The organism is Frankia sp. CcMO1 (assembly GCF_977945845.1).
Window position 1 is genome coordinate 1 of the sequence record NZ_CDWTMG010000050.1, and the last position, 24,813, is coordinate 24,813.

At 67.6% G+C, this 24,813-nt stretch carries 17 protein-coding genes and 1 pseudogene; 2 read left to right on the plus strand and 16 right to left on the minus strand.

What is annotated here, in order from left to right; genetic code table 11:
* Positions 1-49 precede the first annotated feature (49 nt).
* The 3 genes from AC08OU_RS09075 to pdhA are packed head-to-tail and all read right to left on the minus strand — an operon-like array spanning position 50 to position 3,511.
* Complete coding sequence (locus tag AC08OU_RS09075) at positions 50-1,342, minus strand: dihydrolipoamide acetyltransferase family protein (RefSeq protein ID WP_462202955.1); 1,293 nt, start codon at positions 1,340-1,342, stop codon at positions 50-52.
* Positions 1,343-1,346: 4 nt separating this feature from the next.
* Positions 1,347-2,348, minus strand: a complete 1,002-nt coding sequence (locus tag AC08OU_RS09080; RefSeq protein WP_476599633.1) for an alpha-ketoacid dehydrogenase subunit beta — start codon at positions 2,346-2,348, stop codon at positions 1,347-1,349.
* Positions 2,345-3,511 (minus strand): pyruvate dehydrogenase (acetyl-transferring) E1 component subunit alpha, encoded by a 1,167-nt coding sequence (pdhA, locus tag AC08OU_RS09085; protein WP_476599631.1) that lies wholly within the window; start codon positions 3,509-3,511, stop codon positions 2,345-2,347. The genes AC08OU_RS09080 and pdhA overlap by 4 nt, the downstream gene beginning before the upstream one ends.
* Positions 3,512-5,136: 1,625 nt before the next feature.
* On the opposite strand from pdhA, the gene hpnR reads away from it, so the two are divergent.
* Positions 5,137-6,645, plus strand: a complete 1,509-nt coding sequence (gene hpnR, locus AC08OU_RS09090; RefSeq protein ID WP_476599629.1) for a hopanoid C-3 methylase HpnR — start codon at positions 5,137-5,139, stop codon at positions 6,643-6,645.
* 73 nt (positions 6,646-6,718) lie between these two features.
* Here hpnR and AC08OU_RS09095 read toward each other — a convergent pair.
* The 8 genes and pseudogenes from AC08OU_RS09095 to AC08OU_RS09130 all read right to left on the minus strand — a co-directional run.
* Positions 6,719-7,261: pseudogene (locus tag AC08OU_RS09095) on the minus strand (thiolase family protein); the annotation flags it as partial.
* A 29-nt stretch (positions 7,262-7,290) separates the two neighbouring features.
* Positions 7,291-7,977, minus strand: a complete 687-nt coding sequence (locus tag AC08OU_RS09100; RefSeq protein WP_476592669.1) for a 3-oxoacid CoA-transferase subunit B — start codon at positions 7,975-7,977, stop codon at positions 7,291-7,293.
* Between the two features lies 1 nt (position 7,978).
* Complete coding sequence (locus AC08OU_RS09105; RefSeq protein ID WP_476599627.1) at positions 7,979-8,770, minus strand: CoA transferase subunit A; 792 nt, start codon at positions 8,768-8,770, stop codon at positions 7,979-7,981.
* Position 8,771: 1 nt separating this feature from the next.
* Entirely contained in the window at positions 8,772-9,584 is an 813-nt protein-coding gene (locus tag AC08OU_RS09110) for a hypothetical protein (RefSeq protein ID WP_476599625.1), read from the minus strand.
* Positions 9,585-9,635: 51 nt separating this feature from the next.
* Positions 9,636-11,960, minus strand: coding sequence for a hydantoinase B/oxoprolinase family protein (locus AC08OU_RS09115; RefSeq protein WP_476599623.1), 2,325 nt, complete (start codon positions 11,958-11,960; stop codon positions 9,636-9,638).
* 35 nt (positions 11,961-11,995) lie between these two features.
* On the minus strand, positions 11,996-14,122 hold the full coding sequence (locus tag AC08OU_RS09120) for a hydantoinase/oxoprolinase family protein (protein WP_476599621.1): 2,127 nt from the start codon (positions 14,120-14,122) through the stop codon (positions 11,996-11,998).
* A 22-nt stretch (positions 14,123-14,144) separates the two neighbouring features.
* Positions 14,145-14,573, minus strand: a complete 429-nt coding sequence (locus tag AC08OU_RS09125) for an acetone carboxylase subunit gamma (protein WP_476599619.1) — start codon at positions 14,571-14,573, stop codon at positions 14,145-14,147.
* Positions 14,574-14,624: 51 nt separating this feature from the next.
* Complete coding sequence (locus tag AC08OU_RS09130; RefSeq protein ID WP_462187179.1) at positions 14,625-16,538, minus strand: hydantoinase/oxoprolinase family protein; 1,914 nt, start codon at positions 16,536-16,538, stop codon at positions 14,625-14,627.
* 182 nt (positions 16,539-16,720) lie between these two features.
* On the opposite strand from AC08OU_RS09130, the gene AC08OU_RS09135 reads away from it, so the two are divergent.
* Positions 16,721-18,568 carry a sigma-54-dependent Fis family transcriptional regulator gene (locus tag AC08OU_RS09135; RefSeq protein ID WP_476604658.1) on the plus strand — a complete coding sequence of 616 codons (1,848 nt, stop codon included), beginning with the start codon at positions 16,721-16,723 and terminating at the stop codon, positions 18,566-18,568.
* Positions 18,569-18,789: 221 nt separating this feature from the next.
* Here AC08OU_RS09135 and groL read toward each other — a convergent pair whose 3' ends face one another.
* The 5 genes from groL to AC08OU_RS09160 form a co-directional block, all read right to left on the minus strand.
* A complete protein-coding gene (gene groL, locus AC08OU_RS09140) occupies positions 18,790-20,439 on the minus strand; it encodes a chaperonin GroEL (protein WP_476601860.1) in 1,650 nt (549 codons plus the stop codon).
* A 189-nt stretch (positions 20,440-20,628) separates the two neighbouring features.
* Positions 20,629-21,654, minus strand: coding sequence for an NAD(P)-dependent alcohol dehydrogenase (locus AC08OU_RS09145; RefSeq protein ID WP_476601859.1), 1,026 nt, complete (start codon positions 21,652-21,654; stop codon positions 20,629-20,631).
* 36 nt (positions 21,655-21,690) lie between these two features.
* Complete coding sequence (locus AC08OU_RS09150; RefSeq protein WP_476601858.1) at positions 21,691-23,382, minus strand: amidohydrolase family protein; 1,692 nt, start codon at positions 23,380-23,382, stop codon at positions 21,691-21,693.
* 87 nt (positions 23,383-23,469) lie between these two features.
* Positions 23,470-23,835 carry a propane 2-monooxygenase effector subunit MimD gene (mimD, locus tag AC08OU_RS09155; RefSeq protein ID WP_476601857.1) on the minus strand — a complete coding sequence of 122 codons (366 nt, stop codon included), beginning with the start codon at positions 23,833-23,835 and terminating at the stop codon, positions 23,470-23,472.
* Positions 23,832-24,813 (minus strand): aromatic/alkene monooxygenase hydroxylase subunit beta (locus AC08OU_RS09160; protein ID WP_476604659.1); only part of this gene is annotated, 982 nt, incomplete at its 5' end. The genes AC08OU_RS09160 and mimD, both read right to left, overlap by 4 nt.

A 24,813-nucleotide genomic window follows, 5' to 3' on the forward strand; every position in this document is an offset into this window, starting at 1 on the left:
GGGCAGCGGTCATCGCCTGCTGGTAAGGCGGTGGTCAGAGGTGCGGTGGTCAGAGGTGGCGCAGCAGCACCATGGGGTCTTCGACCGCGTCGGCGACAAAGCGCAGGAAGGACCCGGCGGTGGCGCCGTCGCAGACCCGGTGGTCAAAGGTGAACGAGAGCTGCACGACCCTGCGGACCGCCAGTTCGCCGTCCACCGCCCAGGGCCTGGGGACGATCCGGCCGATGCCGATCATCGCGGCCTCGGGGTGGTGGATGATGGGCGTGGAGCCGTCGACACCGAAGACGCCGTAGTTGTTGAGCGTGAACGTGCCGCCGGTCAGCTCGGCGGGAGTGAGCGTGCCCGCGCGGGCGGCGGCGGTCAACCGGGCGATCTCGGCGGCCAGTCGAGCGGTGGTCAGGCCCTGAGCGTGGTGCACCACGGGCACGACCAGGCCGCGCGGGGTCTGCGCGGCGAATCCCAGGTGGACGGCGGCGTGGTGGCGCACGCCGGTCGCGCGGCCGTCCGCGTCGGTGACGACGGCGGAGTTGAGCGCGGGAAAGCGGACCAGTGCGGCGACGCAGATGCGGGCCAGAATCGCCAGGAGACCGATTCTGGGCTCGGTGCCCCCCGTGTTGAGGGTGTCGTTGGGAGTGTCGTTGAGGGTGTCCTTGGCGGCGAGCAGTGCGGTGGCATCCGTGTCGACCCAGCAGGTGGCATCCGGCACCTCGCGCCTGCTGCGCACGAACGTCTCCGCCGCGCGCCGCGCCAGCGGGTCCAGCGGGACGACGGTCGAGTCGGTCTCCGCCGGGCGCGCCGGAGCGGAACGTAGGGCGACGGCGGTCTCCACGTCCCTGCGCAGAATCAGCCCCTCCGGGCCGGTGCCGACGAGTTTTCGGAGATCGACGGCGTTCTCGCGGGCGAAGCGGCGAACGAGGGGCGAGACGACCTTGACCACGGGCTGGACCACGGTCTGGGCGGAAGGCCCGAGTGGCGTCGCCGGTCCGGGTGCCGGCCCGGGTGCGCCGACGCGCCGTCGGCGGCGGGCTCGGGGGGGTTCCGTGCTGGTGCCGTAGCCGACGAGGATGTTCCCGGAGCCCGTTCGCCCTGCTGCCGGCTCGCTGACGGCCACGGTGATCAGTGGTGTGCCGACCGGGACACTGGTACCGGCCAGGCCCGCGAGGGAGGTGACGACGCCGGCATAGGGGCAGGGCACCTCGACGACGGCTTTGGCGGTCTCGACCTCGGCTACGGGTTGATCGACGGTGATGACGTCCCCGACGCCGACAAGCCAGCGGACGACCTCGGCGGAGGTCAGGCCCTCGCCGAGGTCGGGGAGGGGGAATTCGCGTACCGCGGCCACGGTGTTACTGCTCCCACTGGAGTCGGGCGACAGCGTCGAGGATGCGGTCGACGCTGGGAAGGTAGTGATGTTCGAGCATGGGGGGCGGGTAAGGGATGTCGAAGCCGGTGACCCGCAGGACGGGGGCGGCGAGGTGGTGGAAGCACCGCTCGCTGACGCGGGCGGCGATCTCCGCACCGACGCCGCCGAAACCCGCGGCCTCGTGGACCACAACGGCGCGCCCGGTGGCGCGGACCGCCTTGCAGACCGTCTCATCGTCGAAGGGGACCAGCGAGCGCAGGTCGACCACCGCCAGGTCCCAGCCCTCCGATCGCGCGGCCGCGGCCGTCTGGAGGCACACGGGGAGCGAGGGGCCGTAGGTCAGGAGGGTCGCCGAGGTACCGGTCCGGCGGACCACTGCCCGGCCGATCGGCGGCACCTCGGCCGGAGAGAAGCCGTCCGTAGACCGGTCGTCCGTGGGCCGGTCGTCCGTGGGCCAGTAGAGCCGCTTTGGCTCCAGGAAGACCACCGGGTCGTCCGAGGCAATCGCCGAGCGGAGCAGCCCGTAGCCGTCGGCGACGGTGGCGGGGGTGACGACGTGCAGGCCGGGGGTGTGCGCGTAGTAGGCCTCGCTGGAGTCGCTGTGGTGCTCGACGCCGCCGACGCCGCCGTACGGGATGCGGATGGTGATCGGCAGCGTGGTCTTCCCGGCCGTGCGGTTGCGTATCTTGGCCACATGCGACGCGAGCTGCTCGAACGCGGGGTAGGCGAAGGCGTCGAACTGCAGCTCCACGACGGGCCGCAGGCCGTACATGGCCATGCCCACGGCGGTGCCGAGGATGCCTGCCTCGGCCAGGGGGGTGTCCAGGCAGCGTTGCGCGCCGAATTCGGCGGCCAGGCCGTCGGTGACTCGGAAGACGCCGCCGAGGGTGCCGACGTCCTCGCCGAGGATGTGGACGCGCGCGTCCTCGCGCAGCGAGTCGCGCAGCGCGGCGTTGAGGGCCTGCACCATGGTCGCGGCGCTCATCGTGCGTCGTCGCTCTTGGCTGCGTCCGCGGCCTGCCAGGCCATCAGCTCGGCGGCCTGCTCACGAAGCTGGCTGGTCGGCTGGGCATAGACGTGCGTGAACAGCGAGCCCGGATCGAGATCAGGCGCACGATCGAACTGGGCGCGCATCTCGGCGGCGAGTTCCTCGGCGGCCTGCGCGACTGCGGCGACGCCGGCGTCGTCGAGGAGACCGGCCTTGCGCAGCTGCCGCTCCAGCAGCATCAGCGGATCGCGGGCCTGCCAGGCAGCGACCTCCTCCGAGGTGCGGTAGCGGGTCGCGTCGTCGGCGTTGGTGTGCGCCTCCAGCCGGTAGGTGACCGCCTCGACCAGCACCGGGCCGCGACCCGACCGCGCGTGCTCGACCGCCGCGCGCAGCACACCGTGCACCGCAGGCGCATCGTTGCCGTCCACCAGGCGACCAGTGATCCCATGGCCCACCGCCTTGTGTGCCAGCGTCGGTGCCGCGGACTGCTGGGCCAGCGGCACCGAAATCGCATAGCCGTTGTTCTGTACCAGGAACACCACTGGCGCGTTCAGCACCCCGGCGAAGTTCAGCGCCTCGTGGAAGTCGCCCTCGCTGGTACCGCCGTCGCCGATCAGGGCAAGCGCCACGACGTCCTCCGCCGCCCACGGATCCGAGGCCGCGCGCAGGCGGGCGGCGTGGGCCAGGCCCACCGCATGGCAGGCCTGGGTGGCCAGCGGAGTCGACAGCGGCGCGATCCGGTGCTCCCGCGGGTCGTAGCCGCTGTGCGCGTTCCCGCGCATCAGCGTCAGCGCGTCCACCGGGCGCACGCCCCTCGATACCACCGCCAGCGTGTCGCGGTAGCTGGGGAACAGCCAGTCCGACTCCCGCAGCACCATGGCCGCGGCGATCTGGCATGCTTCCTGGCCGGTGGACGCCGGGTACACGGCGAGGCGGCCCTGCCTGGCCAGGGTCGTGGCCTGCTGGTTGAAGCGCCGTCCCAGCACCAGGCGGTGGTACAGGACGCGCAGCAGATCGGTGTCGACCTTCCCCGCAGCCTCCGTGCCGAGGACCCGGACCGGCTCGGGGTCGGGCAGGAGCGGAGCCGGGTCACGACGCGGACCGTGGGAGCTCGGCGGCCCGACGAGGCCGGGCGCGGTGCTGTCGTCGAGGATTGTCATGGTCCACCTTCGGCAGTTGGTGGCGGAAAGGGCTCGGGGATGCCGGTCAGATCTACGCCGCCGTTGACCGGCTGCTGATGCAGGTCGGAACCGTCCGTGGGCTGGCGGGCGAACTGGGGAGGACTCGTCCAGCAGCGAACCTGGTCGGTCTCGCGGAAGTGGAGCGCCGGTGCACGATCACCAGTAAGGTCCGCTTGGCCAGCGCGATCCTCGATGCGTGCTGACTCGCGGTCTCGGGCTCCGGACTTCGGACTTCGGGCTCCGGACTTCGGGCTCCGGGCTCCGGGCTCCGGGCTCCGGGCTCCGAGTCGAGGTGCGGGACCTGAGCAACAGCTTGGCCAGGACGAGGGGGGCTTCTCACCGTCCAGGTGAGCCGCCCAGGCCAGGCCCGACGATCAGGAAGCGAGGTGCGGGGAGCCGTGGCCTCGCTTGAGCTGTCCCGGTTCGCCGGCTTGCCCGGTTCGGGCGCCGTCCGTGGTCACGATCCTCCTCCGCTCAACTTCTTGGCTCTGGTTCTCTGATTTTCCACCCCCCGTCGGCGGCTGGATCGTGTCCATAATCACCTTGATAGTCATCGCGCGGGCCCCGACCCGGCATTAATGCATGGAGCGCGCCGCGCATCAGGTAGAAATACTTTCGTAAGTCGACTCGCCGAAGAGGCGGGGGTAGCGAGTCTAACGTAACCCTGGAAAACCGACCCCGGGGGCTTGAGGTGATTATCATCTCACCCGGCGACGGGAGTGAATCTGCCTGGTCAGGGCCGTGCGGGCCCGATCCTCGCCGAGTCGGGCCCCGGCGGGCGTGACGTGCGCAGCGCGACGCTCACCGAACGAGCCGGCCAGCACCGCTCGCCGCAGAAGTACCCGGCTGTTCCGATGCCATGTTTGTCGGTTGAATTTCCCTGGACATCGGTTCTCCGCTGTGACCAGCATCTCGTGGGAGCCCGCCGAAAGTGCCTTCGACGGCTGTTACGTTGCTCTCCGAGCTCAGGCCAAGTTTTTATTGGTTGAGCCAGGCGAGTTGATCCCCTCGACACGCCGTTCGAACGGTGGTCGCCTGTTGACTGATGCTTGCGTTCCGGGAATGCCCATTATGGGCCCCGCCAGGCCCGGGGGGACGGGAGGCTCGAGTTCGTCTTCGCCCACAGCTCAGCGGCAGCTTGATCTGCGCGGCGTCCCGCCCCGCCACGAGTGCCTCCTCGACCTGGTTCGCCTGCGACGGCACCTGGTCCAAGACCACCAGCTGATCGAGCCCCTCCCCCGCAACCGCCCGCTCCCCGCCGCAAGCAGCCGATCCGCCACGATCAGTCGCGGAACGTGGCGGTAGCCGAGCCCGGCCGGGCTCTCGGGCCGTTGAAGGACCGGTGCCCGACGCACCGACGTCATTGTCAGCCGAATGTAAGGTTCGTTCCCGAGTCAGGCCGGCGCTCCGGGGCAGGAACAGGAAGATGACAGGCGACGCGGAGTCGGCGCCCCGGGCAGGGAGCGATCCACGGGCAGTACCCGGCACGCAGGGTCCCCGGCACGCACGTTCGGGACGGGACCGCAGCAGTCCGCGTCAGTCCGGTCCGCCCAGGCCCGTCCTCGAATACCCAGGGCCGTCCCCGAACAGTCGAGAGGAGCATCATGCGTGTCCTACTGGTTCATCCCAGCGCGCTGATGTACTCGAAGATCTTTCTACGGCTCGAACCGCTGGGGCTGGAACGGGTGGCGGCCGCGCTGCTCGCCGCGGGCCACGAGGTGAGCATGATCGATCTTCAGGTGGAGAAACCGGCCACCTACGCGCGCCGCCTGCGAGAGTGTCGTCCCGACGCGGTGATGTTCGGGGTGAACTACCTCGCGAACGTCCCCGAGGTCATCGAGCTCGCGCACCGGGCGAAGCGGGAGCTGCCCGGCTGCCTGGTCGTGGCCGGCGGCCACAGCGTCTCCTTCATCGCCGAGCACCTGCTGAAGCAGGGCGACGGCGCACTCGATGTGGTCGCGCGCGGCGAGGGCGAAGTGGTCGCCCCGCGCATCCTCGAGGCCGACCGCGCCCGTCTCGCCGACGTCCCGGGCGCGGTCACCGCCGACGGGGCGGGCCCGATCCCGGCCCTGCTACCCAGCCTCGACGAGCCGCTGCCGGCCCGCCATCTGCTGGCCCACCGCCGCCGCTACTTCATCGGGGAGCTGGACCCGTGCGCATCGGTCGAGTTCACCCGCGGCTGCCCATGGGACTGCTCCTTCTGCAGCGCCTGGACCTTCTACGGCCGCAGCTACCGCCGCCTCTCCCCGGACGCGGCCGGCGAGGAACTGTCCGCCATCCGGGAACCGAACGTCTTCATCGTCGATGACGTCGCCTTCATCAGGCCCGAACACGGCATGGCCATCGCCGATCAGGTCGAACGCCGAGGGATTCGCAAACGGTACTATCTGGAAACCCGTAGCGACGTCCTGCTGCGCCATCCCGAGGTGTTCGAGCGATGGCGCCGCCTCGGCCTCGAATACATGTTTCTGGGCATGGAGGCCCTCGACGCGGACGGCTTGAACCTCTACCACAAGCGGATCTCCCCGGACGAGAACATCCGCGCCCTCGAAGTCGCCCGAAAGATCGGCATCACGGTCGCGGTGAACCTCATCGCCGACCCGGACTGGGACGAGAAGCAGTTCCGTCTCGTCCGCGAATGGGCGTTGTCGGTGCCGGAAATCGTGCATCTCACGGTGTGCACCCCCTACCCGGGTACGGAGATCTGGCACACCCAGTCCCGGCGGCTCACCACCCTGGACTACCGGCTGTTCGACATCCAGCACGCCGTCGTCCCCACCCGGCTTCCCCTCGACCGCTTCTACCGCGAGCTCGTCTCCACCCAGGCGGTCCTCAACCGCAAACACCTCGGCGCGAAGGCGCTTGCCGCGACCGCCCGGATCGTCACCGCGAACCTGGCGCACGGCCAGACGAACTTCCCACGGATGCTCTGGAAGTTCCCCCGGGTCTACAATGCCGACCGGCTGTACGCCGAGCACCAGCATCCCGCCCGCTACCGGCTGCCGGAGCCCGTCCCCGCGGCCATGACCCCGCGGCGGCGCGAGCTGTACGTCCATCAGCCCGCCGCACGCCACCCGGTGGCGAGCCGGGAACGGGAGAGGACTGATCCATGACGACCCGAACGAAACGCGGACCGACCGTGCTACAGAACTCGAAGCCGAGATCGGAACGCAGATGGGCGTACGGGTTCACCACCCCGTTACGGTGGTTCTTCGCCGCGATCCGTGCCAGCGCGTCACTGTGATCACCGTACTTGGTGAAGTAGGCCTCGGTGACATCGGCAAACAACCGCGCGAACCCGGCACCGGACAACCCGCCGGCATGCTCGTAGTCGGCACCCAGCAAAGCCCCGCCGACAGCCTCGGCCGGCGCGTGGGTCATCTTCTCCGCCCCGATCACCAGCACCCGGCGCGCCTGCCCGGGCTGGATCGCCCGCACCCCGCACAGCAGCGCGGCCGACCCGCTCGCACACGCGTTCTTCACCCGGGTCGCCGGGGTGAACAGCAGATCGTCATCGGCCTCCAGGACCAGCGAGGAAGGAAACGCCAACGGCTGCAACCCCGCGTTGTAGGTACCGAGAACAATTTCGTCGATCTCCCGCGGGCGCAGGCCCGCCGACGCGATCGCCTCCCGCGCGGCGGCGACGATCAGCGGCTCCAGAGTCTCCTCGGGCAGACGGCCAAACGGGGTATGACCCCAGCCCACGATCTCCACATCATCGTGGTCCACATCCGGTCCCTTCAACGCTCAGACACCCTTCACTGCTGAGACACCCCGGCAGGTCCGCCCGCCACGCCGGCACCAGGCTTCGTGCCCACCCGAGCCAGCCGTACCGGTGTCACCTTCTGCACGTCGTCGGCTGTGACGCCCGGCGCCGTCTCCACCAGCACCAGACCATCGGAGGTCACGTCGATGACGGCGAGGTCGGTGATGATGCGCTGCACGACACCCGTGCCGGTCAGCGGGAGCGTGTTCTCGGGCAGGATCTTCGGCGATCCGTCCTTGGCGCAGTGCTCCATCAGAACGATCACGCGGCGGGCGCCGTGGACCAGGTCCATCGCGCCCCCCATGCCCTTGACCAGCTTGCCGGGCACCACCCAGTTCGACAGGTCCCCGCGCTCGCTGACCTGCATGGCGCCGAGGATCGCCGCATCGATCTTCCCCCCACGGATCATCCCGAAACTGGTGGCGGAGTCGAAGAAGCTTGCTCCCGTCGCGGTCGTCACCGTCTCCTTGCCGGCGTTGATGAGATCCGGGTCCTCCTCGCCGGCGACCGGGTAGGGGCCCAGGCCGAGGATGCCGTTCTCACTCTGCAACACGATCTCCACGCCGTCGGGCACGTGGTTGGGAACCAGCGTCGGCAGACCGATGCCGAGGTTGACGTAGTCCCCGTCGTTGAGTTCCGCCGCCGCACGGGCGGCCATGTCGTCCCGGGACCAAGGCATGTCAGGAACCTCCTGCAGCAGTCGTGACGGCACGCAGGGTGAGCCGCTCGATCCCCTTGTCCGCGGCCTGGTCGGGCGTCAACGCCACCACCCGCTGCACGAAGACTCCGGGCAGGTGGATCTCGTCGGGCTCCAGCGCACCCGGCTCGACGAGTTCCTCCACTTCCGCGATCGTCACCCTCCCGGCCATGGCGCAGAGCGGGTTGAAGTTGCGGGCGGCCTTGCGGAAAACCAGGTTGCCGTGCCGGTCACCACGCCGGGCCCGCACCAGGACGAAGTCCGGCCGCAGCGCCGTCTCCCGCACGAAGACCTGCGGCACCCCGTCGACCTCGAAGACCTCGGTCAGCTTGGGCTGCGAGGCCAGCGCCACCTCACCCGAGGCGTCGTACCTGATCGGCAGCCCGCCGTCGGCGACCTGCGTGCCGACGCCGGTGCGGGTGTAGAACGCGGCGATCCCGGCTCCACCGGCGCGCAACCGCTCCGCCAGCGTCCCCTGCGGGTTGAACTCGATCTCGACCTTCCCGGAGAGGTACTGCCGTTCCAGTTCCTTGTTCTCCCCCACGTACGACGCCACCAGACGGCGGATCCGCCCGCCCTCCAGCAGCAGCGAGTTACCCACACCCGGGATCCCGCAGTTGTTGGAAATGACGGTCAGGTCCGAGGCCCCCTGTTCGGCGAGCGCGGCAAGGAGCACCGACGGGATACCGCAGACCCCGAAGCCACCACTCGCCACGCTGGCCCCGACCGGGATGTCGGCGACCGCCTCCTGCGCCGACGCCACAACCTTGTCCATCTCACCCCTCCTTCAGCAGAGCCCGGCGCAGCAGAACCGTCTCGGGCGGCGCATTGGCCGGGATGGTGGTCAGCACAAGCTGGGCTCCGTCACGAGGTGCCTCCCCCTCGCCATGCCAGAACGCCTCGGGAAGGACGACAGCCCGCGTGACATCGCCGGCCACGTCAACCGAGGAGTCGAATCGCACCGCCAGCGTCCAGTCGAAGTGCCCGGCCACATTGGTCAGCGAGGTATAGCCACCCGCCTGCTCCGGGGACTCCAGCGTGGCGGAGTCCCCGGAGCAGGCCCGGGCATCAAGGAGCAGCAGTCCCAGCGGCGGCGACCCCAGGCGCCCCAGCCATTCGGCGAGGTACATGGAGGCGCTGTCGACGTGGTCCTCGCTCACCTCGTCCAGCCCCGTACCGGCCCGGTCGTGTGCCCGCAGCAACCACCTCGCGGGCGACGGCACCGACAGCACGACCCGTCGCCGGGTCGAGTCCGCCAGCGTGCGCATGGTCAGAACCAACCGCTCGACGGCGGGCTCGTCACCGAGCAGGGTGCGTAACGCGTAGCCCGTGCGGCTACGCTTCCCTAGGGCGCTCACCAGGTCAGGCGTCGCCGCGAGATACGCGTCGTAGAACGCCTCGGCATTGATGAACACCGCATCCGGGTCCAGCAGGGCATGGACCTGGGCGACGTTCCCGGTCAGGGCGGCGAGGTCACCCCAGGGGATCTCGCTGCCCTGCCGTAGCACTGCCGTCGCGTAGGCATCATGGTCGATCACCAGCGCCCGGCCGCCGGGCGCGGCAGCGAGCAGGGCAGTGAGAGAAGACATTCAGTGCTCCTTGAACCTCAGGGCTCTGTGAACCTCAGGCGAGACGGAACCTCAGGCGAGACGCTTGACGTCCTCGCCGTGCCTGTCCTCCAGCTCCCGCACGCGCGCCTCCAGCGCCGCGATCTTCAGCTCCCGGCGGTCCGGGATCACGATGATCGGCAGTTCCTTCAGTGGCGCCTTGACCCGCTGGGGACCGTCGATGGTGAACACCGTGGCGGTGAGGTCGTTGGTGTCGCCGCCCCAGGAGCCGTAGTAGAGGAGGTCCTTCGGCGGCTCCTCGGTGACGAAATCCTTGACGAACTCCGCGTAGGGCTTGCCGCGCGTCAGGCGCGTCTGGCGGACCCGCTCGCGGGCCTGCCTGGTGCCCTCGGCGTCGAGCCGGAAGGTGATCGGGTCATAGCGGACACCGAAGATCTCCTCGGCGACCTTCTGGCTGATCCGGCCGAGCTCGGCATCGCGCACCACCGACTCAGGCAGACGCTCCAGCGGGTCACCGTACCCACCACCGGCACCCTGGGAGATCATGTAGAGCTCGCCGTCCTTGGCGCGGTCGTACTGCAGACCCATGTGATAGGTCGAGTACTTCCCATCCGGGAACGGACGCTCGTTCATGACCTTCTCAATCGAGAGGTCGAACTTCTTGTTGTCCCGGCGAATGTGCTCGTAGACATTCGTGCCCTTGACCATCGCCAGCGGGTAGGTGCTGCAGCCGTAGCCCCCGAACATGCCGTAGATGGACGAGAACTTCGCTCCGGAGGTCACCGTCATGAAGCCCCACTCCGGCGTGCCCTCGGCGGCCACGATCATCTCGTAGCCCATGCCGCCGGTGAACTTGCCGAAGCCCATGTTGTCGCGGACCAGGCGCTTGGCCACCAGCTGCATGAAGGGCACCTCCTCCTCCATGACCTCCTGCTCGGCCGTGTCGGCCATGGCGCAGAAGAGCGGCGAGACGGCGTCCTCACCGTCCCGGAAGGGCTTGGCTCCCCCGGGCATGCCGTTGAGGTCGGCACACAGGTTGCCGACCATGTCGCCGTGCTTGGTGACACCGCCCCACAGGAACGTGTTGATCTGGTTGAACCAGTTAGCCACGATGTTCGAGTACTTGTGCGGCGTGGAGAACGACATCTTTCCGTAGAGCGCCTGCATCATCGAGAAGCCTCGGAACGAGGCCTGCAACGACTGCCCCATCGGGGCGTCATAGGACGCGTCGGCCCAGGTGCCCTCGTCGGAAATGATCTCGATGCAGCTCATCGCCGCCGTGCAGCGCGGCAGGTCTGGCCACCAGAACGCCAGGATCGCCTGCATCATCATCGACTTCACCGAGCACAGCGGAGAGTTGATCGCCCGGTTGATGATCTCCGGTCCGGTGCCACGCAGGTCGACGGTCATCTTGTCGCCCTTGACGTGGATCTTGCAGGCGATCTTGATGAGGATGTTCTCTTTCAGCGTCGAATCCATGAACTGGTTGAAGGAGTACGTGCCGTCGGGAAGCTCGGAGATCCGGCGGCGGACCTCGGCGTCGACGTCCTCGACGGTGACCCGCAGGGCCGCCACGAACGTGTCGACGCCAACCTCGTCGATGACCTTGTCGATGCGCTCCATGATCTTGCGCACCGCGGTGATCTTCACCTTCAGGTCGGCCAGCTGCAGCTTGGGGTCGCGCACCGAGTGCTGGAGGAAGGTCAGCAGGTCTCGGCGCAGATGACCACGCTCGACAATCTTGAACGGGCTCATCCGGAGGCCGTCGTCGAACGGGGTCTCCGAGCCTGACGGCATGCCGCCCGGCTCGCAGGCGCCGTTCTCGCCTTCGTGGATGGTCGCCGCTACCCACGCGATGATCTCGCCCCCACGTATGATCGGCATGATCATCGACTGGTCGGTGTTGTGGACGTTGCCGAACCGGGCGTCGTTGTGGATGAATCCGTCGCCCTCGTGGATGCCGACGGTCGGCTCGTCCTTCCAGTACTTCACGATGTACCGGATCGGGTAGTGCAGGATCGCGGAGAACGCGATCACCCCGTGGCAGGAGAGGTAGGAGACGTCCCCGGCCGCGGTGTAGATCGCGGTCGTCAGGTCACCCCACTTCGCCCCGGGTGCGGCACCCTGTGCCTCGCACATCTCGTAGCCCTCGTCGAGTGCACCGGCAATCCGCTTGCGGATCCGCTCGACCACCAGCCGGTCGACACCGGCGGCGATCGCCGTCTCCTCCCGCGACGTCCGTTCCTGGATGGAGTGGTCACGCATGATCACTGGGTCGGGACCGAGGAAGAGAGTGGTCTCGTCCATGAACTGGTCGACCCACTCCCGCTCCTGGGGCGTGAGGGTGCTCTGCTCGGTGGCCTGCTCCTGCGTGGCGCTGTCGTCCGTGACAGTCATCGTCTTCTCCCTGGTGCGCTCGACGGTGTACTCGATCAGTCCTGCAGGAACCAGACGGCGCCCTGCACCGTCGGCTCCAGACGCCAGCCCGGCTCGACGAGGTAAGTGGTGTTCTCGGTGGTGACGATCGCGGGACCGGGGATCACCCGCTCGTGCGACAGCGCGGTCTGGTCGTAGACCGGCGTCTCGATCGAGTCGTCCTGGCCGATAAAGTAGACCTTGCGGTGCGACACCTCGGTCGGCACCGTGCGCTCGCCGCCGGCCTCCAGCGAGTCGAAGTTGACGACGTCGCCGTCGACATAGGAGGCCACCCGCACGGTCCCCACCCGGATCCCGGCTTCGGGTGCCGCGCTGCTGGCGCCGAACCGGTGACTGTAGACATCACCGAAGGTGCGGATCATGTGCAGTACGTCGCCGACACCGTTCATCCGGTTGATGTCGAGGGCGACAGCCTGGGTGAGCAACTGGTTGCCGTAGCGCATGTCCAGTTCCAGGCGGTACTTCACGTCTTCGGCCGCGAAGCCCTGACGCACCAGGTCCTCCCGGCCCCGGGCCTCGAGTTCCTCGACGATCGCGTTGAACTCCTCGTACTTGTCGTACAGCGACCGGGAGGTGGCGTTGTACATCGTGATGTGCACGCCGCGCTCGTGGAAGTGCAGCTGCTTCATGTTGCCGGCGCCGCAGGCGGAGAACACCGACGAGAACGGCGGGGCCAGGATCTGCTTGATGCCGGCATGGCGAGCAATACCACAGGCGTGCAGCGGACCGTTGCCGCCGTAGGCGAGCATCGTGAAGTCCTCCGGCAAGTAGCCGCGCACCCGCAGCTCTTTGCCGATGCCGATCGCCATCTGCTCGTCGACGCCATCCTTGATCGCGCGGGCGATGTCGAGAACGTCCATGTCGAGCTGGTCGCACAGGTTCTCTTCGACGGCGAACCGGGAGCGATTCGGGTTGAGCTTGATGTAGCCGTTGGCGTAGTTGTCCGGGTCCAGATAGCCGAGCAACAGGTCGGCGTCGGTCACCGTCGGGCGCAGTCCGCCGCGGTCGTAGCAGGCCGGGCCGGGGTTGGAGCCGGCCGACTCCGGGCCGATCTTGATGGAGTTGTGGATCCGGTCGTACGACGCGATGGAGCCGCCGCCGGCACCGAGCGTGTCGAGGTGCACCATCGGCACCGACACCAGCCAGCGGTCGATGGTCGGCAGGAAGTCATAGTGCTTCACGCCGCCCTCAGGCACCAGGCCGATGTCGAAGGACGTGCCGCCCATGTCGGTGGAGATCACATGGCCCAGGCCCGTCTCGTTCGACAGGTGCTCCGCGGCGCCGACGCCGGCGATCGGACCGGAGTGGATGGTCTGCAGGGCGTCGGTGGAGTTCATCTGCGCCATGCCACCGGAGTTGTGGATGACCAGCATCGGCTTGCCGTAGCCGGAGTCGCGCAGGTTGTTTGAGAGCTGGCTGAGCGCGTGAAACATGATCTCGTGCAGGAAGCCGTCCACGATGGTGGAGGTCGCCCGCACGTATTCGCCCTTGCGACCAGAGACCTGGTGGCCCAGCAGCAGCGGGATGGCACCCAGCTCGTGGGCCAGGAACTCGTCGAGAATGATCTCCTGGATCGCCAGCTCGTGCTCGGGATTCTCGGTGGCGTTGACCAGCGAAACCACCAGGGCCTCGGCGCCGGCATCCACCAGCTCACGGACCACCGTGCGGACGTCCTCGGGATCGAGCCTCGCCACGATCTTGCCGGCCGAGTTGACGCGTTCCTTGACCGAGCGGATCAGGTACCGCGGCACCAGCGGCTCGGGCCGTTCGGCTGCCGGGAGGTTCTGTTGCATCGAGTAGTCCAGGCCCTCGCCGTACCCCCGGCCGCGGGAGAGCGGGATGGTGTCCTCGAAGCCATGAGTGACGATCGCCCCCACCTTGGGTCCCTTGCGCTCGATGAGAGCGTTGGTGCCCAGGGTGGTGGCGTAGCGGACCGAGTCGACCTCGGTGAGCACGGTGCCGCGGTCCAGTCCGGCCCGGCTGCACGCCAGGTCGAGCGCCTCGTTGAAGCCCAGCGCCAGGTTGTGGTGCGTGGTCAGCGCCTTCGCCTCGACGTAGGTCTCGTCCCAAACGAAGAAGCAGTCGGTGAAGGTGCCGCCGATGTCGACGGAGATACGTTTCATTGTCTCGGTTCTCCCTGCGAGATCAGCGGATGTGGCCGGTCGCCTTGTGCATGGCGGTGTATTTCTGCGCGTCCTCGCCGGGCCCGTAGTTGTGGACCTGCTCGGGGTCGACGCCGCGTTCCTCCCACTGGGCGCGCAGCGCGGCGACGTCGATGACGAGATCGGCCGTCGGCGGGTGTCCCGGCGGCACGTATTCGGTCTCGATCTGGGTGGCGCAGCCGGGGCAGTAGAACTCCAGGATCCGGCAGTACGCCGGGTCCGGGGAAAAGGTGAACTCGTAGCGGTCGGGGTTGATGATCGGCTGGTGGATCTCCCGTGGGTCGCGGTCGTAGACCAGGCAGCCGAGCTTGTAGTTCCCGTGGGCAGACCAGATGTCGCGGCCGCACACCCGGCAGACCCAGCGCTCGGTATCGAGATCGATGACCAGGTATTCGGTCATGGGGACCCGCATGATGACTTTCCTCTCGTGGCGGTCAGGGGATGCTCGGGGTGGTCAAGGAGGTCACTGGGTGTCGGTCAGCAGCAGGTCCCCCGAGGCGGTGACCCGGAACTGCCAGCCGGGCAGCACGCGAGCGGTGAAGAACGGACCCTCGACGATCACCGGGCCCTCGCCACTCCCACCGGGCGGCATCTCGGCGAGCACGAACACCGGCACCTTGTCGACCTGGTCGGGCGCGGAACGGACCAGGCGGGTCTCATTGCTCGTCACCCGGATCGCGGGCACGTCGGTGTCGGGAGCAACCTCGGGGTGCGGCAGCGCGGCCGTCACCGACAGTTGCAGGGAGACCTGCTTCCCGGGGAAGTCCACGGCGTCGCCGGACTGGTACGGCCTGGTCTCCACCGGCGACCCGTCGGTCTCCTCGATGGTGAGCAATACCTCGGTGCGGCAGTCGTCGAGGTCGTAGCCCTCCTGGAAAATGTCGCGCCTGGCCCGGGCGAGCATCTCGTCGTACGTCGCCGCGGTGCTTGCCGTGGTCGGCTCCGGCACGCCGACCTCGTAGGTCTTGCCGATGTCGGAGAAGGCAATGCCGAACGCGGAGAAGACCGCTGCCATCCGCGGGATCAGCACCTTCTTCACCCCTGCCGGACGAGCGGCACCGACGGCACTCATCGGGCCGGCGCCACCGAAGGCGACGAGGGTCGAGTTCTCCTGGATCAGGTGTGCGAAGGAGTGTGCCAGCGCCTCGAAGTAGGCCTGCTCCATCCGGATCAGCGACTCCTCCAGGCTGATGCCCAGCGGCTCGGCGATGGTCTCGGTGATGACCGCGGCCGAACGGTCGGCGTCGAGCCGGAAGGTGCCGTCGAGGTAGGTGCTGGCGTCGAGGATGCCGAGCAGCAGGTTGACGTCGGTGATCGTGGCTTCCTTGCCACCGAAGCCGAAGCAGGCCGGGCCGGGGGCCGCCCCCACACTGCGTGGCCCGACCGTGATCTGCCCGTCCACCACCGAGATCACCGAGGACCCGCCGACACCGGTCGAGTGCACGTTGCTCATCGGGTAGGAGATCGAGACGCCCTCGATGGTGCCGCGCTCATCGGCCGCCGCCGCACCGCCGCGGACGACCCCCACGTCGGTGGTGGTGCCGCCGATGTCCATCATCAGCGTGTGCTCGAGGCCGTACGTGCGAGCCAGCGCCGCCGTACCCTCCAAGCCGCCGCGCGGCCCGGAGGAGTACGTCTTCAGCGCCACCGCCTTGGCCACCCGCGAGGAGGCTCCGTCGTTGCGGTATACCAGCAGCGGGTTGAGCACCCTGTACGACTTCAGCCGCCGCTCCGCCGCGTACAGGAACCGCTCCATGGTCGGGTGCAGGAACGAGTTGAGCACGCACGACCACACCCGGCGCGGGTGGTCCCGGTCGCCGGCGAGGGACCACGAGTACAGGAGCGGGATCGAGCCGAGCAGGTGCCGCGGGAACTTGCGCAGCAACACGCTGCGTAGGCGACGCTCCTGTTCCGGCGACTCACCAGCCACCACCACCCGGGCGGCACCCAGGGTGGTGAGCTGGTTGATCCGCTGGACGACTTCGAAGTCGATCTCCTCATCGGTCGCGCCCATGTCGATGGTGAGCACCCGGTCGGCGATCAGGCCGTCGAAGAGGTCCTTCTCGGCTTCACGGCTGCGCATCTGCTCGAACAGGCCCGGCATCGTGCTGAGGATGCCGATCATCGGGCCCCGCCGCTCGACCAGGGCGTTGGTGCCCTGCGTGGTCGAGTAGCGGATGTGTTGCGTAGCGTGCAGCAGCTTCTCCGTGTTGGCCTCGCCGTAGAGGGCGGCCGAGGCCTTCTCGATCCCGTCGAAGAGGCACTCCGACAGGTCGTGCGGAGTAGTGAGGGTCTTGGTGTAGGTGAACTGGTCGCCATCCCAGACGCAGATGTCGGTAAGCGTGCCACCGTTGTCGATGTTGATCAGGGTGTCCATGACGCTCCTCGGTTCGTGACTCCCTGGGTTCCATGCGCAGGCCCCGTTGTTGGGACAACCCTGCTGGTGTCCCACCGGGTGTCGGTGTCCCAAAATTGGACACTCACTGCTCTTGGATGTGGCGTGGCTCTCAGCCACGATGTTCTTCCACGGGGCCATCCAGGATCCCCGAGGAGGTGCACATGCCGGACACCGCGAACCGCCTCTTACGGGTGGCCGCAGCCCGGGCAGACTTCCTGGAGTGCGGCCGCGCGGGTGCCGTCGGTGTCCCCGACGTGCTCGCGGCATCATGGGAACGCAGCCAGGCGGCCGGCGTCGACAGCGCACGGCCGCACAGCGACTACATCGACGACATCGACACCGGGTCCCGGCTGGTGCGCTGCGCACGCCCGGTGCTCACTCAGCTCGGCAACGACACCGCGGACCTCCCGCTGGTCATCGCCCTGACCGACCACAAGGCCAGGCTGGTTCAGCGCATCGACTTGTCATCGACGGTCGGGCGGTTGCTCGACAGGGTCGAATTCGCGCCAGGGTTCAACTACTCCGAGTCGATGATGGGCACCAACGGTGTGGGCACCGTGATCGAGGCCGGTCAGCCGGTCAGCATCGTCGGGCCGGAGCACTTCACCGAGCCCCTGCAATGCTTCGCCTGCACCGGCGCCCCGGTCATCGATCCTCTCACCGGCCGGGTAGAGGGAGTGCTGGACATCTCCACGCTCACCCAGACCTGGAGCCCGCTGATGCACACCTTGGTGAAGAGTGCCGCCAAGGACATCAGCCGCAACCTGTTGCTGGATCGCAGCCAGTCCCAGCAGGCCGTTTTCGAGACCTACCTGCGCGCCGAAGCCCGGGCGTCCCGGCAGGCCGTCTTCGCCTTCGGTGACTCGGTCTTCATCGCCAACGCCCCGGCCCAGCGCCTGTTCGACGCCAGCGAGCAGCTGACCCTGCGCGAGCACGCGACCTTCCTCATGAGCCGCCGCGACCGGGTGAGCGACACCCTGGTCCTGCCGGGGGGACGCATGGTCCACATCCGGGGCACCCGGATCCTGACCGGCTCCGAGGTGGCCGGCATGGTGGTGATCGCCGACCTCGTTGCCACGGAGAAGGCCGGATCGCCGGGCGACTTCACCGAGCAGGTGCTGCCACAGATCGCGGTCGCGACCCCGCAGACCTCCCGCATCGCCGGCGACCTGTACCGGCCGCACGAGACCATTACCGGTGGCCGGTCACCGGCGTGGGTACGCGCGTGCGACAAGCTGCGCGAAGCCCTCATGGCGGAGAAGCCGGCGATCGTGCTCGGTGAGACCGGCACCGGCAAGTTCACCTTGGTCGCCGAGATCTTCCACGCCTCGCACCCGGGCAGCCGAAGCGTGTCGATGGACGCCTCCCAGCTGACCATCGAGAACTCCGAGACCGACATCGACTCTCTGCTCGCGGGCAAGCCAGAGCCGACCCTCTACATCGTCCGCAATGTCGACCAGGCCAGCACCGAAGGAGTCGAACAGCTCGACGCGTTCTTCACTGCGATCGGCCGGCTCGACGGCACCACCTCATTCGTTGCGACCCTGTCGGACTCCTCGCTGGACTCCGACCTGCCGTTCCACGCACTCCTCGGCCACTTCGAGGTAGCGATCACCGTGCCGCCGCTGCGATGCCGTACCGATGACCTCTCCACCATCACCTCGTCGGTCCTGCGCGGCATAGCCCCCAACCGCAAGGTGCGGCTCAGTCCAGCCGCCGAACGGATCATCGCGCGCTACTCCTGGCCACGCAACATCTCCCAGCTGCGCGAGGCCCTCGAACACGCGCTGCGGCGGCGACCGGTCGGGGAGATCCAGGCCCAGGACCTGCCGGCGTACTGCCAGACCACCTCGCGGCACGTGCTCACCCCGCTGGAGGCAGCTGAGCGGGACACGATTGTCGCCGCCCTCCAAGAGACCGAGGGCAACCGAATGCTGGCGGCCGCCAGGCTCGGGATGTCGCGGTCCGGCCTTTACCGCAAGCTGAAGGCCTACGGCATCACCGCCTGACGCGTCCCAGGTGGGGCGGATCGCCCTTGGCCCAGTCTGAACCAGGGCACGCCCCGCGCCGGCGGTCCGTACGAAGCGGAGAGTCGCGAAGCCGGTCCGGCGGTAGGCGGCCCGCCGGACCGGCGTCATCCGCTCCGGAAACGGTGATGCTGACCGGGCGCGAGACCGTTCCTGCCGATGGCGTGCCGGCAGCTGCCGGCACGCCATCGGCCGCCTGGCGATCAGGCGATGTTGGAAGGCCGGACCAGGCCCTCCGCGAGATCCCCGAATCCGGGAGCAATCACGGCGCCCTGGTTGCCGATGACCTCCTCGACAACCAGGGTTTCCGTTGTCAGCAAGAGCGCGGCGATCGACGCCGCGCTCTGCAGCGCGCAACGGGTGACTTTCACCGGGTCGATGACACCGAAGCCGGCCATGTCCCCGTATTCTCCGGTCGCGGCGTTGAAACCGTGACCGCGCGGCAGCTCGGCGACCCGCTTGACCACTTCGTCGCCGTCATAGCCAGCGTTGATCGCGATCCAGCGCAGTGGTTCGGCGATGGCCCGCCGGACGATCTCCCTGCCTTCAGCGGCGTCGCCGGCCAGCGTGAGCTTGTCAAGGGCCGAGGCCGCTTGCAGCAGTGCGGTACCACCGCCTGCCACGACACCTTCGGCGAGAGCAGCCCGTGCCGCCGCGAGGGAGTCCTCGACCCGGTGCAGCTTCTCCTTCAGCTCCACGCCGGTCACGGCGCCGACCCTGATCACCGCGACGCCGCCGGACAGCCGGGCGATCCGGGTCTGCAACGTGTCCTGGTCGTGGGGGTTCTCCGCCCGTTCGAACTCCCGCTTGAGCTGGTCGATCCGGGCATGGATCTCGGTGGCGGAACCGGCGCCGTCGACGATCGTAGTCACATGCTCGGTAATGGTGGCCTTCTTGCAACGCCCGAGCTGGCCGAGGGTGACCCGGTCCAGGGAAAGCCCGGCATCCACGGTAATCACCTGACCGCCCAGAAAAACCGCGAGATCGTTGAGCTCTGCCAACCGGCGGTGACCGAAACCGGGTGCCCGGACCACCGCGGACCGGAAGGTCCCGTGCACATTGTTGGCGACCAGCATGCCCAGTGCCGGTCCCTCGACGTTCTCCGCGAAGACGATCAACTGGCCGCCGGCCCGGGTGACCAGCTCGAGGACCGGCATCAGGGTCTGAACCTGAGAGATCTTCTCGTTGGTCAACAGGATGTAGGGGTCGGTGTAGGCGGCCTCCATCCGCTCGGTGTCGGTGACCATGTACGGCGAGAGGTACCCGTTGTCCAACTCGATACCGTCCACGAAGCTGACCTCGAGTCCGAATATCGGGGATTCCTCGACCGTGACCACCCCGTCACAGCCCACCCGGCCAAGGGCCGCGGCCACGACGTCGCCGATCCGGGCATCGTTGTTGGCGGCGAGGGTCGCCACCCGGGCAAGATCGGCCTCGCCATCGACCTCTCCCCGGTACTTTTCAAACTCCTCCAGCAGGGCGGCCACGGCAGCCTCGATGCCGTTCTTGAGAAACATCGGGTTGGCGCCCCCGTCCACGGCATGCAGACCCTCCCGGACGAGGGCCTGCGCGAGCACGGTGGCGGTGGTGGTTCCGTCGCCGGCAGTGCCGTTGGTCTTGGTCGCGACCTCCTTGACCAGTTGCGCCCCCATGTTGGCGAAGGGGTTACGCAGCTGGATCTCCCTGGCTATGGTCACACCGTCATTGGTGATGGTGGGTGGCCCGGTCAGTTTTTCGATGACGGCGTTGCGGCCCTTTGGACCCAGAGTCACCTTGACGGCGTCCGCCAGGGCATTGACCCCGGCCTCCAGCAGGCGACGCGCCTCGACGTTGAACCGCAGATCCTTGGCCATCTCTTCCTCAGTCCTTCCGCTCTGTATCCGTCAGGGCGGGCCGAGGGCGGCACGATCGTGGCGGCGAGCAGCTGGCGGGGCATGATGGCGAAGCCAGCCCCACCTGGAGCCCGATCCGATCGCACAGTCGCGCCGCCGGAGCCCTGGGTTCCCGAGCCATTCACAGACCGGGTCCGGGTGATCAGTAGATCAGGAGATCAGGATCGCCCGACCGCGCACCTTGCCGTGGTGAAGGTCGTCGAGCGCCTGGTGGAACTCTGCCAGGGGGTAGGCACTCGTGTGCAGGGTGACCTTGCCACGGGTTGCGAGAACCATCAGCTCGACGAGGTCGCTGTACGATCCGACCAGGTTACCGATGAAGTTGATCTCAGTGGAGATGATGTCGATGGTGGGGACGTTCAGCACCCCGCCATAGCCGACAACATAGTACGAACCGGCGCGACGCAGCATGGCGACACCCGCTTCGATCGCACCGCCTTCACCGACAAAGTCGATGACCGCCTCGGCGCCGTTGCCCCCGGTGAGATCGAGTACCGCGGACACCTCGCTGCCGTCGGCCCGCACCGTGTGGTCGGCGCCCAGTTCGCCGGCGAGCCGCAACGCCTCGGCGGAGCGGTCGACGACGATGATCTCGGCTGGGGTGAGGGCACGCAGCACCTGCACACCGATGTGGCCCAGACCGCCGGCTCCGATCACCACGACCCGGTCACCGGGACTCAGTGCCGCGGCTGCCTTGCGTGCCGCGTGGTAGGCGGTCAGTCCGGCGTCGGCCAGTGCCGCCACATCCGCCGGCTGCAACGACGGGTCGAGTTTGACCACCGACCGGGCGTTGGTCCGCAGGAGTTCGGCGTAGCCGCCGTCGCTGTCGATCCCGGGGAAGGACGCCCGGGCGCAGTGCACGTCGTCGCCGTCCCGGCAGGCCTGGCACAGCCCGCAGGTGACCAGCGGGTGCAGGATGACCGGATCGCCCACGGCTATGTCGCTCACCGCCGAACCGACCTCGTGCACCCAGCCGGCATTCTCGTGCCCGAGCACGTACGGCAGGGTCACGCCCGACTTCTGCTCCCACTGCCCTTCGATGATATGCAGGTCGGTCCGACAGACACCGGCGCCGCCGATTCTGACCACCACATCCAGCGGATGGAGGATCTTGGGCTCGGGGACGTCTACCAGCCGCGGCGCGTTGTCGTACTTGATGACCTGGACGGCCCTCATCGGCCCACCTCCGCCTTCGTTGCTGTCACGTCACTGTCACGTCATGGGTGTGCGGTCCACAGGGCCGTACCGCGTCTCCAGCAGACCGCGGCAGACCGTGGTGTTTGCGTCGATCGTCACCCGGACGGTCCGGGCAAATCGCAGCCGGAGAGGCAGCGCCTCGCGATCGATCGGACGGCCGTCGTCGTCGACGAACAGCGGCGCCTCGGGAGCCAGGGACAGTCCGAGGGCGTCCCGTCGGCGCAGCAGGCTGTGTCGTTCCGGCGACTCCGGCATGTCCGCCAGCCGGGCCCGGTACAGCGACTCGGGTGACCAACCCTCGGCTACCAGGCGCTTGGCCGCGCCTTCCAGGCTGGCGGTGTGCGCCTTACGCAGGAAGGTCATCCGCAGGTCGTCGAGGCCTCCGGTGGCCTCCCCGGGGAAACTCGCCGGGAAACCGTCTCCGGCGGCGACTCCGGCGTTGATCTCTTCGGCGGCGAAGTGATCCTCCAGGGCCACGTCCACCTCGGTGACTCCTGGCAGCTCCTTCACCACGTCGTGCGCGTCGGACACCATCAGGTAGGCGAAGTTCGGCGCGCAGAAGTAGGTCGGGAGCCTGAGCCGAACCTGCACCCGCCCGTCCTGGGCCACCAGAGCATGGACGAATCCCAGCTCGGTGACGGGCTGGTCGAGCTCCGGGTCGTACACCCGCCCCAAAGCTTCCCAGACGTCCGCGGCCAGGCCGGTCCTACTGGTTACTGTGGGTGTGGTCATACGGACTGCCCTGCGCCCACGAGAGGCGTCGACGCCGGAGCTGAGACCGAGAATTTTGCGCTTGATGTCGGGGGTGAGCACGCCGTACTCGGCCTGCATGTCATCCGGGATCTGGAAGTCGACGAACTTCTCGACCAGCCACTTGGGGTGCCAGATCGCGTAGTCACTCGAGAAGGTCAGCCGGTTCTCGTCGAGCCAGTAGAGGAGCTCCCCGATGATCTGCGCGAAGTAGCGCGGCCGGCTGTGGATGAACGGCATGGCCACCGCGAGCCCACCGTAGACGTTCGGCTCCTGTGTGGCGATCCAGCAGAAGTCCTCCAACCGGGGCAGCCCGACGTGTTCGATGATGAACCGCAACTCGGGGAATGCCGTGGCCACATCATCGACGTCGGCGACATCGAACGCGTCCCGGTTCAGCGGGTAGATCGTCGGACCCTTGTGGATGTGGATGTTGCGGATGCCGAGTTCCTGGCACTTCTCCAGATACCGGTAAACCCACGGGTCGGTCAGCTTGTAGCCCTTGGACTCGCCCTTCCACTCGGCCGTGTAGAGCTTCACGCCCTTGAGGTTCCAGCGTGCCGCCAGGTCCGCCAGCTTCGGCAGGCCCAGTTCGCCGTCACGCGGGTCGAAGGAGCCGTTCACGATGAACTTGCCGGGGTACTTCTCGGCGAGCGCGCCGTCCTGCTCGGTGGTGTTGAAACCGTTGCGGTAGAAGTCCGTCAGATAGGTGGACTGGAAGATCCACTTGTCGACGTAACCGTCCTCGAATAGGTCCTTCACCATGACTTCCGCAGAGTACTTCTGGAACTTTTCCCGTGACCAGAGGTACTCCTGCGGGCTCAGATTCACATGGTAGTCGTAGAAGCAGTCGATGAAACCTTTGCCGTAGCGGTTCTCCTGGTTCTCTGGGCTCCCATCCCAGAAGTGCAGGTGGGAATCCACGATGAAGTATCGCTCATTGTCCTTGACGTACATGTGGATATCCTCCGCAATATCACCACGGCCGGTCCACGCCGGGCCGGATAAGCCCGGCGTGGACCGTTCCGTTCGTCCCGGGTCAGGTCAGTTAGTGACGACTTTCAGGTCGAAATCGATGTACTCCGCCGCGTCCTCAGGGTTGGCGAAAAGTACGGTTTTGTCGTCGAGATGCACCATCCGGCCGTAGTGCGTGGACATGATCTCTTCGAAGTCGGACACACCGAAATCGAAACCGAGCGCATCCGAGATCTCGTCGAAGTCGAATTCGATCTTACGTTCGCCGTCAACCCGGATCATGGACGGATACTCCTCGACGCGGATACCGGGCTTGCTCCGCATGACGTCGGCGACGACATACCCGTTCTGGTTGTTCATCAGGGTGACGCCACACATGTTTGACGAGGTCCGATTGGCTTTACCGAGCTCTGGGTTTTCGTTCGTGGTGGTCACTGCGTCAGCTCCTTCGGCTCGGGCAGACCAAGGTCGGAAAGGACAGCCCGGAACCCGTTGACCGTGGCGTCGAGGGATTCCGAGAAGGTAATGACTTTCTCCTGCTGCTGCGACCAGATCGGCTGCAGTTCATGGGCCGCCTTCAAGCTCAGCGGAACCCACCGAGACAACCAGCCGGAAATGGTCTCGACGTTACCTGCGCCGAACTTCTCGTCGGTGACGAGAAGCTTGAGCAGCGCGCGGGTGTAACGCAGGTCGCGCTCGTAGTCGTTCTCGCCGGTCCCGACCAGGGTCGGCGTGACGTAGTCGCCGTTACGGGCGGCGATCTGCATGACGAGGTGGCTGCGGAACAACACGCCGACCAGCGACTCGAACACGATGTTCGCGGCGACGAGCGCCTCCGCCCAGTCAGCGACCGCGGTGATCCGCTCGACGTTCTCCCGCACCGGCTGCCACGCCGGGTCGTCGTGCCAGACCTTGCGGTGGGCCGATCCGTCGAACCCCGGCAGGGACTCGGCCAGCTCCAGGTTGTACAGGGCGAGGTCCTGGGCGAAGCGGAGCTTGTGCGCGCTGTTCACTGCGATGGCAGTGTTGATCATGTTCGTGGGGCCCGACCGCTGAGCGGCGACGAACACGTGCAGGCCCAGACCGTTCTCAGCGTGCATCCAGGCGCCCAGGTGCTGCTCGACGAACTTGGTCCACCCCCGCGACCAGCCATCGTAGGCATGGGCCGCCCGCGCGTTTTCGAGGTTCTGCTGGATCTGCCGGACAACATTGGAGTTGTTCCGGTAGATGGTCTGCTCCCACTCCTCATTGGGGTCGCGGAAGGCGTGCCAGTCCGAGGAGCGCAGCGCCGTCCAGTCCTGCGGATACCGGGTCTTCGAAGTTAACCGGGGTGGGCGTGAGACCCCAGCCAGTTTGGTAACTGTGCGTAATGTTGGCTCGACGTGGCCTGCTGTGACCTGATGTGGCATGCCT

What these genes read in the sequence shown, in the direction of transcription:
- AC08OU_RS09080 (WP_476599633.1), bottom strand. Translation starts at nt 2,348, where the DNA reads ATGAGCGCCGCGACCATGGTGCAGGCCCTCAACGCCGCGCTGCGCGAC.
- AC08OU_RS09105 (WP_476599627.1), bottom strand. Translation starts at nt 8,770, where the DNA reads ATGGACAAGGTTGTGGCGTCGGCGCAGGAGGCGGTCGCCGACATCCCG.
- AC08OU_RS09130 (WP_462187179.1), bottom strand. Translation starts at nt 16,538, where the DNA reads ATGGACACCCTGATCAACATCGACAACGGTGGCACGCTTACCGACATC.
- hpnR (WP_476599629.1), top strand. Translation starts at nt 5,137, where the DNA reads ATGCGTGTCCTACTGGTTCATCCCAGCGCGCTGATGTACTCGAAGATC.
- AC08OU_RS09110 (WP_476599625.1), bottom strand. Translation starts at nt 9,584, where the DNA reads ATGTCTTCTCTCACTGCCCTGCTCGCTGCCGCGCCCGGCGGCCGGGCG.
- AC08OU_RS09125 (WP_476599619.1), bottom strand. Translation starts at nt 14,573, where the DNA reads ATGCGGGTCCCCATGACCGAATACCTGGTCATCGATCTCGATACCGAG.
- AC08OU_RS09100 (WP_476592669.1), bottom strand. Translation starts at nt 7,977, where the DNA reads ATGCCTTGGTCCCGGGACGACATGGCCGCCCGTGCGGCGGCGGAACTC.
- groL (WP_476601860.1), bottom strand. Translation starts at nt 20,439, where the DNA reads ATGGCCAAGGATCTGCGGTTCAACGTCGAGGCGCGTCGCCTGCTGGAG.
- AC08OU_RS09150 (WP_476601858.1), bottom strand. Translation starts at nt 23,382, where the DNA reads ATGTACGTCAAGGACAATGAGCGATACTTCATCGTGGATTCCCACCTG.
- AC08OU_RS09135 (WP_476604658.1), top strand. Translation starts at nt 16,721, where the DNA reads ATGCCGGACACCGCGAACCGCCTCTTACGGGTGGCCGCAGCCCGGGCA.
- pdhA (WP_476599631.1), bottom strand. Translation starts at nt 3,511, where the DNA reads ATGACAATCCTCGACGACAGCACCGCGCCCGGCCTCGTCGGGCCGCCG.
- AC08OU_RS09145 (WP_476601859.1), bottom strand. Translation starts at nt 21,654, where the DNA reads ATGAGGGCCGTCCAGGTCATCAAGTACGACAACGCGCCGCGGCTGGTA.
- AC08OU_RS09115 (WP_476599623.1), bottom strand. Translation starts at nt 11,960, where the DNA reads ATGACTGTCACGGACGACAGCGCCACGCAGGAGCAGGCCACCGAGCAG.
- AC08OU_RS09120 (WP_476599621.1), bottom strand. Translation starts at nt 14,122, where the DNA reads ATGAAACGTATCTCCGTCGACATCGGCGGCACCTTCACCGACTGCTTC.